Raw genomic sequence first — 15,392 nt, 5'->3', positions numbered from 1 at the left:
CGATGGAGTTCAGCGTCTACTTCTTCGCCGCGGACGACCGCCGGTCCCCGCGTGACCGCTACCGGTTCATCCTCGACGTGGCCCGCTTCATCGATACCCGAGGCTTCCGGGCGATCTGGGTGCCCGAGCGCCACTTCCAGGAGTTCGGCGGCAGCTTCCCCAACCCGTCGGTGCTGGCCTCGGCCATCGCCGCCGTCACCGAGCGCGTCGAGCTGCGGGCCGGCAGCGTGGTCGTGCCGCATCACCATCCGGTGCGGATCGTCGAGGAGTGGTCGCTGGTCGACCAGCTCTCGGCCGGCCGGGTGGGGCTGTGCCTGGCGACCGGCTGGCACAGCGGGGACTTCGTGTTCCAGCCCGAACACTTCGCCGACCGGCGCGAGTACACCCTGGCCACCGTCGACACACTGCGTGCGCTGTGGCGGGGGGAGGAGGTCAGCTTCCCCGGGCCCGAGGACGGCACGCTGTCCGTGCGCACCTTCCCCCGGCCGCACCAGCCGGAGCTGCCCCTGTGGCTGGTGCACACGTCCAACCCCGCCACCTGGCTGGAGGCAGGGCGCCGCGACCTCGGTGTGCTGACCCTGCTGGACAGCTGGGAGCGGCTTGCGGACAACATCGCCGCCTACCGCAAGGAGCGGGCCGCCGCCGGACTCGACCCGGCGGCCGGCACGGTCACCGTGGGCATGCACACCTACCTCGGCGACGACGAGGACCAGGTGTGGGACGTCGTGAGGGATCCCGTACGCCGCTACCTGTCCACCTTCCTCAACCAGAAACGGAGCGACGACAGCTCCGCGGCCATGTCCGAAGCGGAGCAGGAGCAGCTGGCCACGCTGGTGGCCCGGGACTTCTACGACCGGCGCTCCCTGCTCGGCACCCCGGGCAAGTGTGCCGAGGTGGTCGAACGGCTTGCGAGCATCGGTGTGGACGAGGTCGCCTGCCTGGTCGACTTCGGGCTGCCGTTCGCCGAGGTGCTGGCCGGCCTGCCCCGCCTGGACGCCCTGCGCCGCGCGTGCGGGCGCGTCCCCGGGCCCGCCGGGCCGACGTCCCCGGCGCGTGGGCTGGGCGGCTACTACGACCAGTGATCCGTCCTCCGGGAACGATGCTGCCCCCGCCCGTGAAAGGCGGGGGCAGCGGATCCGGAATCAGCGGGCCTGTTCCACCAGGAGTTTCACCACCGATTCACGGGAGGTCTGGAAGAAGAAATGATCGCCCGGTAGCACGTTGAGGGTGAATTTCCCCGACGTGTGGACCTGCCACGCCTCCAGATCGGTAATTCTGCATTCCGTGTCGGATTCCCCGCCGAAGGCCGAGACCGGGCATTCCAGTGGAGTTTCCGGAAGGTATTCGTAGGTTTCCTCGACGGTGACGTCGGCACGCATCGCGGGAACGTAGACCTCCTGCATTTCCGCATCGTCGCGCAGTGCCGCCGGAACGCTGTGGCAGCGCTCGTCCAGCGCGTTCAGGAAGCGCTCCACGGGCAGGTCGTGGATGGGTGCGTAGCGCGGCGGGAGGTGGGGTGCGGGCTGTGCGCTGACGGCGAGCAGGGTGGGCAGCCGGCCGTGCTCGCGGCGCAGCCGACGGGCCACCTCGAACGCCGTCAGCGCACCCGAACTGTGCCCGAAGAGAACGAAATCCCCGGTCAGAGCCTGGGCGCAGGCGGCGGCCGCGGGTCCGGCGAGCTCGCTCATCGTCGTGACGAGGGGTTCCTGCCGGCGCACCTCGCGGCCCGGGAGGCGCAGCATCCACAGGTCGACGTCGGCGGGCAGCAGGTCCGCCAGGCCGTGGTAGGCGGCGGTGCCGCTGCCGGCCCAGGGAACGGCGAGGACGGTCAGCCGGGGATTGCTTCTGCGCCCGGCGCGCAGGAACCAACGGTCGGGATCCAGCCGAAGGGAAGTCATGCGGCGAAATGATAGAGCAGTTCTGGTGGGTGCCCGCAAGCGTCCGGGAATGTCTCGGGCCGCGGGCGCCGCTACACAAGGGGTGGAGGAATTGCGTAAAGAATATTCCGCGGTATTGATCGGATGCGACGGCATGGCTAGTGTCGGGATCCGACCGAGATTCACGAAGCCCTGTGCGGCCCTTTTCTCGCGGCCGGAGGAGGAATTGCCTCATGCGCGCTCTCAGCGGTGACGTCGACGCGGACATGAGCGCCCCGTCGACCCTGCACGGACTCGCGCTGGCCCAGGCCCGGCGGCGGCCGGACGCCGTCGCCGTCCGCCATGCCGGGCGTGCCACCACCTACCGGGAGCTGGAGGACCGCAGTGCGGCCCTGGCCCGACTGCTGCTCGACCGTGGCCTGGGCCCCGGCGAACTGGTCGGGGTGTCCATGGCACCCGGGGACCACATGGTGGTCGCCGTGCTCGCGGTGCTGCGGGCCGGAGCGGCCTACGTCGCCGTGGACCCCGCCTATCCCGAGGAACGCATCCGGTTCATCCTGTCCGACAGCGGGGCCCGCACGGTCCTGGTCGACGAGGCGTCCGCCTGGGTGCCCGGACTGCTGGGCCTGGAGGCACTGCGCGCGGACCGGCCGGCCGAGCCGCGCGAGCCGCTACCGCTGCCCGAGGTGGATCCCTCCCGACTGCCGTACCTGATCTACACCTCCGGCTCCACCGGACGCCCCAAGGGCGCCATGAACCGGCATGCCGGTGTCGCCCTGACCATGCGCGGCCTCGCCGAAGCCATCGGCCTGGACCACGGCGACCGGGTGCTCCAGGTGTCGTCGCTCAACTTCGACCTGTCCGTCATCGAGATCTTCGCGACCTTCGCGGCCGGCGGCACCGTCGTCGTCCCGCTCGCGGCGGAGCGCACCGACCCCGGCGCGCTCCTCGATCTGCTGAGCGCCGAGGCGGTGACCGTGTGGTCCTCGGCGCCGGCCCTGCTGCGCCCCCTCACCGACACCGCCCGGCGACGCAGCGGGGCACTGCCCGAGGCGCTGCGCACGGTGGTGCTGGCCGGTGACCGCTTCCCGCCCGTCATGGCCGCCACGCTCGGTGAACTGGGTCCGTCGGTACGGGCGTTCAACGTGGCCGGCATGACCGAGGTGTCGTGCTGCAGCACCGTCTACCCGGTGCGCAAGGAGGACGCCGAACGGGACGCGATCCCCTGGGGGCACACCCTGCCGGGCCACACCGCCCACGTCCTCGGCGCGGACGGCCTGCCGGTCCCGCGGGGCGAGCGCGGAGAGTTGTACATCGGCGGGGCCGGCGTCGGGCAGGGCTACTGGCGGCGCCCGGAGCTGACCGAGGAACGCTTCGTGCCCGACCCCTTCGCCGAGGCTCCGGACGCGACCATGTACCGCACCGGGGACCTCGCGGCCGTACGGCCGGACGGCGGCATCGAGTTCTTCGGCCGACTGGACGGCCAGGTGAAGATCCGCGGGGTACGGGTGGAGACGGGTGAGCTGGAGACCGCCCTGGAACAGCACCCCGACATCCGCGAGGCCGCGGTCGTCGCCCGTCACGACCGCGTCGGCGAGGGGTTCCTGGTCGGCTACGTCGTACCGGAACCCGGTCGGCTGCTCACCGCCGCCCAGTGCCGGGACCACCTGGCCCGGACGGTTCCGGCCCACTCCCTACCCGGCCGGTTCTTCTTCCTCTCCGGTATCCCGCTGCTGCCGAACGGCAAGGCGGACCGCGCCGCCCTCCCCTTCCCCGAGGACCCCGCGTCGGTCGCCGACGGCGAGGCCACCGCACCCGACGACCTGCTGGTGTCGGCCGTCATCCGGGTCTGGGAGGAGGTCCTGGGCCGTCAGGGCGTCGGCGCCCACGACGAGTTCAGCGAGATCGGAGGGCAGTCGCTCGCCGCCATGGAGATCGTCGGCCGCATCCGCGAGGGCTGGGGAGCCGCGACCGGCCTGGCCGCCTTCCTGGACCACTCGACGCCCACGCGCTACGCGGCGCACCTGCGCGCCGCCGGCGCCGTGGCGCCCGAGAACTGACACACCCGCAACCCACCACCGCAGAAGGGCATTCCGTGACCACAGCGAACGCCATCCCCGCCGCCGAGCGCGAGATCGTCACCCGGATCGGCGCCTACTACGAGAAGGACGGCATGGCCGCCGACCGCGGCGAGGTGATCGGGTATCTGCTCATCTCCGAACCGGCACAGCAGCTGGCCAGCGAGATCAGCGCGAAGCTCGGCATCTCCCGGGACGCGGTCGACAAGATGTCCGACCAGCTGGTTCCGGCCGAGTTCCTCATCCGGGAGGAGGCCGAGGACGGCGACTACTACCTCACCTTGCAGGACGCCACCTGGCCGCGGGTCATCCAGCACACCTTCCTCAGCTGGCCGAACTTCCACGAGACCATGGCCGAAGGGCTCAAGGCCCTTGAGGCCGAGGGCGCTTCCGCGGAGCGGCTGGCCCGGCTGCGGAACATGGAGAAGCTCTTCGGCTACCTCGCCACGGAGATGCCGGCCCTCTGGCACCGCTACGAGAAGTCCGCCGCCGTTTCCTGACCCGGCCCACGGGTGGTCCGTGTCGTGCACGCAGACAAGGGGGAGTTCACCATGCAGACGCCGACTCCGATCACCCGCCCGGCGGTCGATCCCAGGTGGGTGCTCCGACCGGAGCCCCGGGACGGGGCCGCGGTGCGACTGCTGTGCGTGCCGTACGCGGGTGGCGGCACCACGGTCTTCCACGGCTGGGCGTCCGGGCTGCCCGACTGGATCGACGTATGGCTGCTGCGGCTGCCGGGCCGTGAGGTGCGGCTGCGGGAGGAACCCCGCACCGACCTGCTGCGCCTGGCACGTGAGGCCGCGGACGCTCTGGCACCCGCTCTCGACGGACCGTTCGCGGTGTTCGGGCACAGCCTCGGCGCGCTCGTCGGCTTCGAGGTGGCCAGGGAACTGCGCCGGCGTCACGGCCTGGAGGTGTCCCATCTGACCGTGTCGGCGCGCGGCACCCCGGAGATCCCGCAGGCGGAGCGGATGTCCCATCTGCTGTCCGACGAGGAGTTCCTCGACGCGCTGGACCGCCGCTTCCGCGCGGTGCCTCCGCAGATCCGCCGGGACCCGGAGATGCGGGCTCTCTACCTCCCGGTGCTGCGTGGTGACATCGCCATGCTGGAGACCTATCGGTACCGCGCCGAGCGGCCGCTGCGATGTGCGGTCACCGCGGTCTCGGGCAGCGACGACCAGGAGGCTCGTGAGGAGGACATGCGCGGCTGGCGCCATCACGGTGCCGGGGGCTTCAGCCAGCACACCTATCGGGGCGGGCACTTCTTCCTCCAGGAGTACCGGGCCGCCCTGCTCGGCCAGTTGGCACAGGACCTCGCCCGCACGGTGGTGCCTTGACCTGCTCACCCGCAGGGGTGGCTGAGGTTCCGTTTGTCTTGTCAGTTCAGTACGTTCGGAATACGCTGAACATCATGGCAATCACACACGACGAGGCCCTGCGCTTCGCCGAGGACGTGGCCCAGTACTTCGAACAGGACGCCGGTCTTCCGAGGATCACCGGCCGGGTCATCGGGTGGCTGCTGATCTGCGACCCGTCGGAGCAGACGGCGGGCCAGCTGGTGGAGACCCTGGGCGCGAGCAAGGCATCGATCTCGACATCGACCCGGCAGCTGATGCAGGCGGGCCTGGTGGAGAAGGTGTCCGTTCCCGGAGACCGGCGCACGTTCTACCGGATCAACGACGAGGGGTGGGTCGCCTCCGTCTTCGAGCGCCTCGCCGCCGTCACCAACATCCTCAAGGTGCTGGACAAGGGCAGCGAACTCCTGGCGGACGACGCCCCGGCCCGCCGGGCGCGCCTGGAGAACGTGGCCGGCCTGTACCGCTGGATGCAACGCGAACTGCCGCCGCTGCTCGCCCGCCACCGCGAGCAACGGCTTCACGATGGAGGAGAGAAGTGACCTTAGCGGCGATCGAAACAACAGGTCTCACCAAGCGGTATCCCGGGGGCCGCGGCGTCGCAGACCTGGATCTCGCCGTCCGGCGCGGGGAGATCTTCGGTTTCCTCGGCCCCAACGGGGCCGGGAAGACGACGACCATGAAGATGATCCTGGACCTGATCCGCCCCACGTCCGGCACGATCCGCGTACTGGGCCTCGACCCCGTGGCCCAGGGCGCCGAACTGCGCGCGCAGGTCGGCTACCTGCCCGGCGAACTCGTCCTGGAGGGCGCGGAGAACGTGGGCGAACTGCTCGGGTTCTTCGCACGGTTACAGGGCCACGTGGACCCCGCCTGGGTGACCGAGCTCAGCGAACGTCTGGAACTGGACCGCACCCGCAAGGTGAAGAGCCTGTCCAAGGGCAACAAACAGAAGGTCGGCATCGTCCAGGCCTTCATGCACCGGCCCGCCCTGCTCGTGCTCGACGAACCCACCAGCGGCCTCGACCCGCTGATGCAGCAGGTCTTCCTGAACCTCGTCACCGAGGCCAAGGCCGACGGACAGACCGTCTTCATGTCCTCGCACATCCTCAGCGAGGTCCAGGAGGTCGCCGACCGGGTCGCCATCATCAAGGACGGGCATCTGGTGACCGAGGGCACCGTCGAGTCGCTCCAGCGGCAGGCCGTCAGCCAGGTGGAGATCCGCTTCGGCGAGTCCTTCAAAACCGAGGACTTCACCGGACTGGCACATGTCGCCGGAGTCCGCGCCGAGGGGCACACCCTGCACTGCAGCGTCGACGGCAGCGTCGACGCCCTGGTCAAGCAGGCGGCCCGCTACCGCGTGGACGCGCTCTTCTGCCACAAGCCGGACCTGGAAGCCATCTTCATGGACGAGTACGTCAAGGAAGGCGCCTCCGTTGTCCACTGACCTCCCCGTTCTCGGCAAGGCGATGCGCGACCAGCGGCGCGGACTGCTGATGTGGGCCCTGGGCATCGCGATCGTGATGGCCATCTACACCTCCTCCTACGCCCAGGTGAAGGAACAGGGCGACGCCCTGGACTCCATCCCCTCGGGCATGGCGGGCGCCATGAACTTCCAGGACCTCACCAGCGGCGCCGGCTTCCTCGAAGGCACGGTCTTCGGTCTGCTCGGACCGCTGCTCCTGCTCATCTTCGCCATCTCCACCGGCACCCGCGCCATCGCCGCCCAGGAGCAGTCCGGGGTACTCGACCTGTACCTCGCCTACCCCATCAGCCGTCGGCGCCTCGGCCTCGAACGGTTCGGCGCGCTCGTCGCGGCACTCCTCGCCTTCACCCTGCTGATCGCTCTGGAGGTGACCGGCCTCTCGTCCTCGCAGGACATGGACGTGCCGGCCGGCAACATCGTCGCCGGCGCGGTCCAACTCGGCCTGCTGGCCCTGTTCTTCGGCGCACTCGCCCTGTGCATCGGAGGCATCACCGGCAGCAGGCCCGTCACCCTCGGCGCGACCAGCGCCGCGGCCGTCGGAACGTATGTGCTCAACGCGATCGCCTCACAGATCGACGGCCTGCACTTCCTTCAGCGCCTCACACCCTTCTACTGGGCGCAGGGCACCCACCCGCTGCGCGAGGGCTTCTCCCTCGGCGGCGTGCTCGTCCTGCTCGCCGCGACCGCGGTCGTCCTCGCCGTCGGCATGCGGTCCTTCTCCAGGCGCGACATCAACAGCTGACGCGCGTCGCACACTCACGCACACGCCCCTTCCGGGGCCGGGCCTTTCGCCCGGCCCCGGAAGGGCGTCCCGTGCTGCCCCCTGCCGTTCGTCCGACCGTGTGGAGGTATGCGTCCATGGCAAAGCCGGTGCTCTCCGGACTCCTGACACACCTGCGCCGCTTCGACCGTGCACAGTACGCGGCATATCTGGCCGGCTGCGTGACCTTCTCCTACGGTGCCTCGTGCTTCATCGCGGCGGACCTCGGCACCGACCCCCTCGACGTCTTCGCGCTCGGCCTCCTCGAACACCTGCCTCTGACCATCGGTATCGCGCAGGCACTCTTCGCGGCCCTGTGCATCGCGATCTGGGCGGCGTGGAATCGCCGCCGCCCGGTCATATCGCCGTTCGTCACCTTCTTCTTCTGCGGCAGCCTCATCGACATCGCCCGCGCCACCGACCTCGCCGAACTGCCCGTGCCCAACGCCGTCCTCATGTTCATCGGCAGTCTGCTGTGCGCGTACGGATCCTCCCTGATCATCATCAGCGGCATCGGTATCCGGGCCATGGACCTGATCGCCATCAGCATGACCGAGCACTGGCGACTGCCCTTCTGGGCCGCCAAGTCCAGCACCGAACTCGTCCTCCTGGTCAGCGGCTGGCTGCTCGGCGGGCCCGTGGGCATCGGCACGGTCTGCTTCCTCGTCGTCGTCGACCTCCTCGTCCAGCCCTTGATGCGCCTGAACGGCACCGTCCTGCGCCTGCGCAACGCGGGCATCCCCAGCCTCAGCGTGGTCGAGAGCCCCGCCTGACGAGAGGCAACCCACCAGCCGGAACGCCGAGCGGCGACGCCATCCGGCCCGACCTTGCCTCGTTCCACAAGGCGTTGACGAGTTCCGAGCCTGCGCGACTACGCCCTCTGGCACCACCTGCGCCGAATCCTGACTCCATCGTTGGGCACCAGCGACTCCGGGTTCCGCGACGAGGCCGAAGCCGAAGAGGCTCTCGCCCGCGGCCAGTTCCAGGAGGCCATCCGGCAGCTCACCCTCAAAGACCACGTTCTGTGCAGCGCCAGTACCGTCATCCCTCCGCCCGCTGGCATCACCTCAGGTCTGTCCGCCGGCGCCCCTACGACGTCCGTGCTCAATCCCTTTCCAGGTGAGCGTCAGCGGTCCCGCCGCGAGGGCGGTCTTGAGGGTGTCGGTGATGAGGAACGGGGTGATCCCCAGGGCGATGGCCTTCGAGGCGTCGAGGTTCAGGTCCACGGCAAGCCACACGGTGCCGGTCAGGTAGATGACGGCGTTGCCCAGCGTCATCAGGCCTATGGTTCCCAGGAAGCCGCGGTCGTTGCCACGGCGGGCCAGTTCGCCGACGAGTGCTCCGGCGAGGTAGAGCAGCATCGCTATCCGACCAACGACTACGAGGGCAACTCTTCCCCGACGCGTATGTATCGGAAGACGACAGGGTTGGACGATGCGTGTACCGATCACTCCTCGTTGGGCCGCCACAGCCAGCGCAGCGCGTCCGGCAGCAGGACCCCGCCGTGGTTGGGGCTGTGGCCGCCGTCTCCCAGGACGAGGCGGAAGTCGTAGCCCGCTTCGGCGAGAGCGGCTGCCACGCGCAGGTTTTCGGCGAGCCAGTTCCGCTGGGGCTCATTCCAGTGCAGGTCGCGGTGGCCACCTTGCATGAAGATGCGCAGCGGCTTGCGGGGGGCGCGGGAGATGAGGTCGGGGTAGGGATTGCCGTCCGGCATCTGCGCGAAGCTGGACAGGTATCCGATGACGCGACGGAACTTGTCCGGACGCAGCCACGCGGCGGTAAGGGCGCAGTTGCCGCCGCTGCTCCCACCGCAGATGCCCCACTGCTCGGGCGACTGGGCGATGGCAAAGCGCTCCGCGACCTGCGGGATGATCTCGGTGAGGAGGAAGGTGACGTACTGGTCGTCGAAGGCGTCGTACTCGTTGTTGCGGTTCTTGGGGTTCTCGGCATCGGGGAAGACGCCCGGATCGACGAACACACCGATGGTGGCGGGGATGTCGCCGCGGTGCATGAGGTTGTCCAGGACGATCGCCCCGCGTACCTCCCCTGCGGGGTCCAGGTACCACCATCCGTCCTGGAACACCATCAACGATGCTGGTTCCGCTGGGTCGTACCGTGCGGGCACATGGACCCAGAACTTCCGGAAGGTTCCCGGGTAGACCTTGCTGTCCCCCCACTCGAACTCGAGTGTCTCGCCAGCGGGCACGCCCGGTTGGACAGCGGAATCGGGTCCGTGGAGGTAGTGCACGTCGGACTGGTCGATCGGGAGTGGCTGGTAGGGCATCTGCGTGGTCACGGGGAGCAACCGTAGGGCGATCAACCCTGTTGGCCGCAAGGCGATTTCGTCGCAGCCTCGCACGGCCCCGGGCGCCCGCCACATCAAGCCGAATATATGACGACAACGGTGTGTCGTGTGGGAGCGCGCCCACGGTGGTTGCGGAGACTGGTCGGCCAGGCACAACGGAAAGGCGCTGCACGACATGAAGTTCGACATATTCAGCGAGATCCAGGATCCCCGCCCCTGGCGGGACGGAGAGTCGGCCGCGATGCGTCAGCACGCGCGGATCGCCCAGACCATCGAGCAGGCCGAGCTCGCCGACCGGCTCGGCTACGACTGCTGGTGGCAGGTGGAGCACCACGGCGCCGAGGAGTTCAGCCTCTCCTCCGCTCCCGAACTGCTGCTGGCCGCGCTGTCCCAGCGCACATCGAGGATCCGTCTCGGCCACGCCGCTGTACTCGCCCCGGAGGCCATCAACCACCCCATCCGGATCGCCGAGCGCGCCGCCTGGCTCGACCAACTCAGCGGCGGCCGGGCCGAACTGGGACTCACACGCTCCACTGCCCCTGAGTGGCGGCTGTTCGGCGCGGACCCGTCGGCCGTCCGCGACCAGACCCAGTACGCCTTCGAGCAGGTGCCGAGGTTGTGGACGGGGAAGGGAGCGGTGCCCGTGGTGCCCGGCCCGTATCAGAGCCCGCATCCGCCGCTGTGGCAGGCGGCCTCCAGCCCGGCGTCGTTCGAGGAGGCAGGCAGACGAGGGGTCGGCGTCCTGGGCACGACACTGTGGGAGCCACTGGAGCGGGTGGCACGGCTGGTGAAGCTCTATCGGGCGGCGAGTGCTGCCTGCGAGGAGCCGGTCGGGGCCTTCGCCAACAACCAGGTGGCCTTCTTCACGTTCGTGCACTGCGCCGACACCGACGAGGAGGCCATGCGCGGCGGCGCGGCCGCGGCGGCGGCCTGGTACACGACCACCGCGCTCCACTTCTTCGAGGCCGCGGACGCCTTCATGGACACGTTCGCCCGTCAGCAGGCCATCCTCGCCGACCCCTCCGGCGGCGGCCTCACCGGCGACTTCCTGCGCACCGAGGCAGACGCGGCACTGAACGAGGCGCAGATCGCCATCGGCCGCATCCTCCAGGGCGAACTCGTTCCCGACCAAGAACTGTTCGACGTCCTCAGCGCGCAGGACTCGCTGATCGTCGGCAGTCCCGACACCTGCCGCAAGAAGCTCGCCGCCTATGCGGAGGCGGGCATCGACCGCCTCATGTGCTTCCAGCAGGTGGGAGCCATCGAGCACGACCGGGTACTGCGCAGCATCGAGCTGATCGGCGGCCTGATCGCGGAGTTCGCCGACTAGGGCTTGGTTCCTCGAACGGCGTACATGTATCGGCACAGCGGTAGCCGAGTCGGCGGGCCGGACGACCTCAGATCCACGGGTTGGTACGGGCGTTGAGTTGATAGGCCGCCAGGGTTGTCGCCTGGTCGATGTATGCCGTGAGCAATGGGCCAGACCGGAGCCGCTGCTGCCGATGGGCAAGAAGCAGGGGCGGCCTCCGGTCTGGTCGAAGCGCCGGTGAGGCACCTGGAGTCGAATGCTCACGCGGTGGACTCACCACGAAGGTGCACCTCGCGGTCGAGCGCGGACAGAAGCCGCTGTTCGTGCTGGACTTGGGCCTGCCGGCCGGTTGCCCGCCACGTGCCGGCCGCGACCACACTGTGCACGGCGTCGTGTGAGCAGCTCGGGCCCGACTCAGGACGCGGTGGACTCGTCCCCGGCCTCCGTCGCCAGCGCCGCGTTGGAGTAGCGGCGGTCGCCGGTGACGTCCTCGCCCACCCACGGCGGAAGAACGAGGGAGGTGTCCTCCACGTCCGCCCACTCGATCTCCAGGACGACCAGGCCCGCACAGGCCCCCGTGTACTCGTCGACGACCCACTCGCCGAGCGCGGACGTCGCGAGGTGGTGACGGCGCTTCTCGACGAGCCGGCCGGTGCGGTGCGCCAGCAGTTCCCGTGCGTCCGGCACCGGGATCGGGTACTCGAACTCGGCACGTTCGGGGCCGGGCCGCTTGGCCTTGACGGTGAGGAAGGCCTTGGTGTCGTCCACGACCCGCACCCGTACCTCGCGCAGCGGGTCGGTGGACAGATAACCCTGGCACAGCACCGTGGTCCGGGTGACCTGCGCGCGCCAGTCCGCGCTCCGCACCAGGAACTTCCGCTCGATCTCCTTGCCCATGCCGTTCCCTTCAGGTGGTACCGATCAGGTGGTGTCGATCAGTTGGTGCCGAGCATCAGGGCGATGCCCGCCATCATGACGCTCGCCGCGACGATCCTGGCGCCGCCGAACCGCTCCTTGAAAAGGAAGACGGAGATGGCCGCGCCGACGATCACGCTGGACTCGCGCAGTACCGCGACGGGCGCCAGCGGGGCCCGGGTCTGCGCCCACAGCACGAGCCCGTACGACACGACCGACAGCACCCCGCCGAGCAGTCCGGGCACGGCCACGGGCCGCAGCCGTTCGGCGAGACCGCCGCGCAGCCGCACCGCGGCGTAGAGGGGGATCGCCGCGCCGTCGAGCACCATGAGCCAGCCGATGTAGCCGAGGGCCGTGCCGGCCGTGCGCACCCCCACGCCGTCGACGAGGGTGTAGGCGGCGATGGTGAGCCCGGTCGTGGCCGCCATGGCGATCGCCGGCCACTGCGGCGGCCGACCCGACCGGCCGCGTACGCCCCACAGCGCGAGGCCGACGAGGCTCAGGGTCACCAGGACCATCCCGGCGGTGGCCGCCGCGCCCATCCGCTCACCCAGGACGAAGATCGCGAACAGGGTCACCACGGTCGGGGCCACCCCGCGCGCGATCGGGTACACCTGGCCGAAGTCGCCGAGCCGGAAGGACCGGATCAGCGCCACCTGGTATCCGACGTGGAGGACGACGGAGGTGATCAGGAAGGGCCAGGCGGCCGCGGTCGGCAGCGGGGCCCACGCCGCGAGGAGCGCACCCGACGTGGTGCGCCCGACTCCCACCAGGGTCAGTCCGGCCAGTTCGTCCTTGACGCGGTGGGTGATCGCGTTCCAGGTCGCGTGGGTGACCGCCGCCAGCAGTACCACCAGGGCGACCAGGGGCGTCACCCGGCAGGCCCGGCCGCGAGCGCGGCGAGCACCTCGGACCTGCGGGACGGGTCGAGCATGTCGACGTTGGCCCGGAAACAGCGGGCCCTGGCCACCAGTTCGGCCAGTCGGTTCTTCATCGTGCCCAGTGCGCCGGTGAACTTCTCGAAGTCCCCGCCGAAGTGCGCCAGCAGGTCGTCCTTGAGGCCGTAGTTGGTCACCGCGGACGCGAACTGGTCGAGGAACAGGGCGGTCTGGTCGGGTGAGATGCGCTCGAAGCCACGGTGGCCGGCCGGATTGTGGTCGGTGATCACGATGTTGCGTATCCGGCCGGTGTCCGCGGGTGTGCCCGGGAACAGCAGCTCCGGGGCCGCGAGGTGGTCGCCGCTCTCCACATGGGGGGTGAGCCGGTGCCGTTCGATGAGCTCGTCGAAGTGCGGGTCGCGCCTGATCCGGACCGCTGACGGGACGGCGAAGGCGACGCCGTCCCGCACCAGGACATGGGTGTTGGTCAGAAAGCGTGCCCCGGCGCGGCACGCCTGGGTCAGGAAGACCGTCTTGCCGCCGCCGTTGGGGCCGACGAGGAGCGTGGCACTGCCGTCGTCGAAGGTGAACCCGCCCGCCTTGAGGTGGAGATAGCCGTGGTCGACGGCGAAGTCGGTGAGGATCCGTTTGACGAAGTAGGGCCAGACCGTGCGCTCCAGCCGGTGCCCGAAGACGTAGGACCGGTGTCCCTCGGTGATCAGGTGGGCGGGGGCGCCGAAGATGTGGTTCAGGTAGTAGCCGGCCTTGAACCGCTTGGCCCGCAGTGTGCGGTCGGCGCGGGCCTGGAGTTCCTCCGTGTCGAAGGGATCCCGGTCGAGGTCCACGCAGTGGATCTCGTAGTCGGCGGGTTCGTCGGCCCCGGTGGGCGGCACTTCGCGGGAGAAGTACGCGTAGGCGTCGAACTCGGGCAGGTTGGAGGAGATCCTGACCTTCAGCAGGTTCAGGTCCACCAACTTCGACGAACGCCGGGGCAGTTCGCGCAGGTTCAAGGTCATGCGCGCACCAGACCGTCGACCGCGGCGGTGATCCGCCCGATGGTCGAGAAGGTCTCCCGGGTGAGCAGGGCGTCGGGGAACTCGATGTCGAAGGTGTCCTCGAGTCCCGCCATCAGGGACACGCTGCCCAGCGAGTCCAGGCCGGCCTGCCACAGGTCGGTGTCGGGGCCGATGGCCGTGGGGTCGGTGGACGGGCCGAGGAGGGGCAGCAGGATCTCCCGGACCGCCGGCTCCAGGGCCGTGGTCGTCTCTTCCATGACGCGTGTTCCTTTCGGGCCGGGGCTCAGGCGACGGCTTCGGCGCGGAAGCGCTCGACCACCTGCTGCGGGGTCCACTGCACGCGCCGGCCGGCGTGCGCACCGCGCGGGGCGCACGTCACGTGCACCAGAGAGGTGACACCGCGTTCGGGCCGTACGGCGGCCAGGGCCTCGGCCGAGTCGACGTCGTACGCGGCCGCGTAGCCCGCGCCGAGGGCCAGCGCGGCGGGGTCGCCGATACGGACCGGGCGCTGGCCGCCGGTGCTCTCGTGCAGGCCGTTGTCGAGGACCACGTGGACCAGGTCGGGGGCGTGCTCGGCGATCATCGGCAGCACACTGAGGTTCATCGCGAAGGAGCCGTCGCCGTCGAGGACCACGACGTGCTTGTCGGGGCGGGCCAGGGCCACCCCGAGGCCGACGGGGGCGGCCATGCCCATGGAGCCGACCAGGTAGAGGTTCTGGGGCCGGTCGGCGATGTTGTAGAGGTCGCGGGTGATGAACCCACAGGTCGACACATACAGCGAGGTGGGGTATTTCTCGGTGATCGCGCGGATCGCGTCCTGGATGCCGAACATGCTCAGATGCCTTCCTTCACGATGAGGACGGGGGTGAACCGGCCGTCCTCGGCCTTCGCCAGGCAGCGGTCGACGGAGGCGTAGGGCTGCTCCGGGTCGAAGACCGTGTGCTTCAGGTCGAACACGTCGAGGAGACGGGTGAGTTCACGGCCGATCACGTCGTGTTCCACCGCGTCGTTGCCGTCATGACCGCGCCAGCTGACGATCAACGGCACATGCAGGTCGTAGATCAGGTTCAGTGATGTCAGCACGTTCAGGGAGTAGCCGAGACCGGAGTTCTGCATGAGGACCACCGGCCTGGCTCCGGCGGCGGCGAGCCCCGAGGCGACGCCGAGTGCGGAGTCCTCGCGCGGCGCCGGCAGATAGGCCAGGCCCTCGGCGAGCGGCGCCTCCTTGCCTTCGAGCACCTTGAAGACGCCCTTGAGCAGCGAACAGGGCACCCCGGTGAAGTGGGTGAACCCCCGCTCGGCGAAGGCCCGGACAAGCTGCTGTGCCGGGGTTTCCAGCTGCCCGGCCGGTGCCGGGTCGGTCTGGGTGACGGTCATGACGTGAACTCACTTCCAGGGGGTACGGGTGCCGCG

The 15,392-nt window shown here is 69.7% G+C and carries 18 protein-coding genes; 9 read left to right on the top strand and 9 right to left on the bottom strand.

Annotated elements, in window-relative coordinates; translation table 11 throughout:
• Positions 1-2 precede the first annotated feature (2 nt).
• Complete coding sequence (locus HLK59_RS04695) at positions 3-1,082, top strand: MupA/Atu3671 family FMN-dependent luciferase-like monooxygenase (RefSeq protein WP_171139927.1); 1,080 nt, start codon at positions 3-5, stop codon at positions 1,080-1,082.
• A gap of 60 nt (positions 1,083-1,142) precedes the next feature.
• Here the strand turns inward: HLK59_RS04695 and HLK59_RS04690 are convergent, their stop codons facing one another.
• Entirely contained in the window at positions 1,143-2,033 is an 891-nt protein-coding gene (locus HLK59_RS04690; RefSeq protein WP_171139926.1) for a thioesterase, read from the bottom strand.
• A gap of 77 nt (positions 2,034-2,110) precedes the next feature.
• Between HLK59_RS04690 and HLK59_RS04685 the strand changes: the two genes are divergently transcribed.
• The 7 genes from HLK59_RS04685 (at position 2,111) to HLK59_RS04655 (ending at position 8,329) form a co-directional block, all read left to right on the top strand.
• Entirely contained in the window at positions 2,111-3,937 is a 1,827-nt protein-coding gene (locus tag HLK59_RS04685) for a non-ribosomal peptide synthetase (RefSeq protein WP_171139925.1), read from the top strand.
• A gap of 35 nt (positions 3,938-3,972) precedes the next feature.
• Complete coding sequence (locus tag HLK59_RS04680) at positions 3,973-4,455, top strand: hypothetical protein (protein WP_171139924.1); 483 nt, start codon at positions 3,973-3,975, stop codon at positions 4,453-4,455.
• A 51-nt stretch (positions 4,456-4,506) separates the two neighbouring features.
• Positions 4,507-5,292 carry an alpha/beta fold hydrolase gene (locus HLK59_RS04675; protein ID WP_171139923.1) on the top strand — a complete coding sequence of 262 codons (786 nt, stop codon included), beginning with the start codon at positions 4,507-4,509 and terminating at the stop codon, positions 5,290-5,292.
• Positions 5,293-5,366: 74 nt separating this feature from the next.
• Positions 5,367-5,852 (top strand): MarR family transcriptional regulator, encoded by a 486-nt coding sequence (locus tag HLK59_RS04670; RefSeq protein WP_171139922.1) that lies wholly within the window; start codon positions 5,367-5,369, stop codon positions 5,850-5,852.
• Positions 5,849-6,757, top strand: coding sequence for an ABC transporter ATP-binding protein (locus tag HLK59_RS04665; protein ID WP_171139921.1), 909 nt, complete (start codon positions 5,849-5,851; stop codon positions 6,755-6,757). The genes HLK59_RS04670 and HLK59_RS04665 overlap by 4 nt, the downstream gene beginning before the upstream one ends.
• Positions 6,747-7,538, top strand: coding sequence for an ABC transporter permease subunit (locus HLK59_RS04660; RefSeq protein WP_171139920.1), 792 nt, complete (start codon positions 6,747-6,749; stop codon positions 7,536-7,538). Before HLK59_RS04665 ends, HLK59_RS04660 begins: the two co-directional genes overlap by 11 nt.
• Before the next feature lie 116 nt (positions 7,539-7,654).
• Entirely contained in the window at positions 7,655-8,329 is a 675-nt protein-coding gene (locus HLK59_RS04655; RefSeq protein ID WP_206326772.1) for a hypothetical protein, read from the top strand.
• A gap of 294 nt (positions 8,330-8,623) precedes the next feature.
• On the opposite strand, the gene HLK59_RS04650 is transcribed toward HLK59_RS04655, so the two are convergent.
• Together HLK59_RS04650 and HLK59_RS04645 are read right to left on the bottom strand one after the other, a co-directional pair.
• On the bottom strand, positions 8,624-8,917 hold the full coding sequence (locus HLK59_RS04650; RefSeq protein WP_171139919.1) for a biotin transporter BioY: 294 nt from the start codon (positions 8,915-8,917) through the stop codon (positions 8,624-8,626).
• Between the two features lie 86 nt (positions 8,918-9,003).
• The gene (locus HLK59_RS04645; RefSeq protein ID WP_171139918.1) at positions 9,004-9,852 is read right to left on the bottom strand and encodes an alpha/beta hydrolase-fold protein; all 849 of its coding nucleotides are present in this window, start codon (positions 9,850-9,852) and stop codon (positions 9,004-9,006) included.
• A gap of 184 nt (positions 9,853-10,036) precedes the next feature.
• Here HLK59_RS04645 and HLK59_RS04640 point away from each other — a divergent pair, with 184 nt between their 5' ends.
• Positions 10,037-11,191, top strand: a complete 1,155-nt coding sequence (locus HLK59_RS04640) for an LLM class flavin-dependent oxidoreductase (protein ID WP_171139917.1) — start codon at positions 10,037-10,039, stop codon at positions 11,189-11,191.
• Between the two features lie 393 nt (positions 11,192-11,584).
• Here HLK59_RS04640 and HLK59_RS04635 read toward each other — a convergent pair whose 3' ends face one another.
• From HLK59_RS04635 to HLK59_RS04610, 6 genes are read right to left on the bottom strand one after another with little or no spacing between them, the layout of a single operon-like run.
• Entirely contained in the window at positions 11,585-12,067 is a 483-nt protein-coding gene (locus HLK59_RS04635; RefSeq protein ID WP_171139916.1) for a CYTH domain-containing protein, read from the bottom strand.
• A gap of 38 nt (positions 12,068-12,105) precedes the next feature.
• A complete protein-coding gene (locus HLK59_RS04630; RefSeq protein ID WP_171139915.1) occupies positions 12,106-12,960 on the bottom strand; it encodes a DMT family transporter in 855 nt (284 codons plus the stop codon).
• Positions 12,957-13,979, bottom strand: a complete 1,023-nt coding sequence (locus HLK59_RS04625; RefSeq protein ID WP_171139914.1) for a FomB family phosphonate monophosphate kinase — start codon at positions 13,977-13,979, stop codon at positions 12,957-12,959. Before HLK59_RS04625 ends, HLK59_RS04630 begins: the two co-directional genes overlap by 4 nt.
• Entirely contained in the window at positions 13,976-14,236 is a 261-nt protein-coding gene (locus HLK59_RS04620) for a phosphopantetheine-binding protein (RefSeq protein WP_171139913.1), read from the bottom strand. Before HLK59_RS04620 ends, HLK59_RS04625 begins: the two co-directional genes overlap by 4 nt.
• Positions 14,237-14,262: 26 nt before the next feature.
• Positions 14,263-14,811, bottom strand: coding sequence for a thiamine pyrophosphate-dependent enzyme (locus HLK59_RS04615; protein WP_171139912.1), 549 nt, complete (start codon positions 14,809-14,811; stop codon positions 14,263-14,265).
• A gap of 2 nt (positions 14,812-14,813) precedes the next feature.
• Positions 14,814-15,356 carry a thiamine pyrophosphate-binding protein gene (locus tag HLK59_RS04610; RefSeq protein ID WP_171139911.1) on the bottom strand — a complete coding sequence of 181 codons (543 nt, stop codon included), beginning with the start codon at positions 15,354-15,356 and terminating at the stop codon, positions 14,814-14,816.
• Between the last annotated feature and the right edge of the window lie 36 nt (positions 15,357-15,392).

Origin of the sequence: Streptomyces sp. S3(2020) (assembly GCF_013044505.1) — a bacterium.
Classification (GTDB): domain Bacteria; phylum Actinomycetota; class Actinomycetes; order Streptomycetales; family Streptomycetaceae; genus Streptomyces.
This window is presented reverse-complemented; position numbering and strand designations above follow the sequence as displayed.

Coding starts and splice junctions, on each gene's coding strand:
- HLK59_RS04695 (WP_171139927.1), top strand. CDS start 3: ATGGAGTTCAGCGTCTACTTCTTCGCCGCGGACGACCGCCGGTCCCCG.
- HLK59_RS04685 (WP_171139925.1), top strand. CDS start 2,111: ATGCGCGCTCTCAGCGGTGACGTCGACGCGGACATGAGCGCCCCGTCG.
- HLK59_RS04620 (WP_171139913.1), bottom strand. CDS start 14,236: ATGGAAGAGACGACCACGGCCCTGGAGCCGGCGGTCCGGGAGATCCTG.
- HLK59_RS04655 (WP_206326772.1), top strand. CDS start 7,655: ATGGCAAAGCCGGTGCTCTCCGGACTCCTGACACACCTGCGCCGCTTC.
- HLK59_RS04640 (WP_171139917.1), top strand. CDS start 10,037: ATGAAGTTCGACATATTCAGCGAGATCCAGGATCCCCGCCCCTGGCGG.
- HLK59_RS04610 (WP_171139911.1), bottom strand. CDS start 15,356: ATGACCGTCACCCAGACCGACCCGGCACCGGCCGGGCAGCTGGAAACC.
- HLK59_RS04670 (WP_171139922.1), top strand. CDS start 5,367: ATGGCAATCACACACGACGAGGCCCTGCGCTTCGCCGAGGACGTGGCC.
- HLK59_RS04675 (WP_171139923.1), top strand. CDS start 4,507: ATGCAGACGCCGACTCCGATCACCCGCCCGGCGGTCGATCCCAGGTGG.
- HLK59_RS04625 (WP_171139914.1), bottom strand. CDS start 13,979: ATGACCTTGAACCTGCGCGAACTGCCCCGGCGTTCGTCGAAGTTGGTG.
- HLK59_RS04615 (WP_171139912.1), bottom strand. CDS start 14,811: ATGTTCGGCATCCAGGACGCGATCCGCGCGATCACCGAGAAATACCCC.
- HLK59_RS04650 (WP_171139919.1), bottom strand. CDS start 8,917: ATGCTGCTCTACCTCGCCGGAGCACTCGTCGGCGAACTGGCCCGCCGT.
- HLK59_RS04635 (WP_171139916.1), bottom strand. CDS start 12,067: ATGGGCAAGGAGATCGAGCGGAAGTTCCTGGTGCGGAGCGCGGACTGG.
- HLK59_RS04690 (WP_171139926.1), bottom strand. CDS start 2,033: ATGCCGTCGCATCCGATCAATACCGCGGAATATTCTTTACGCAATTCC.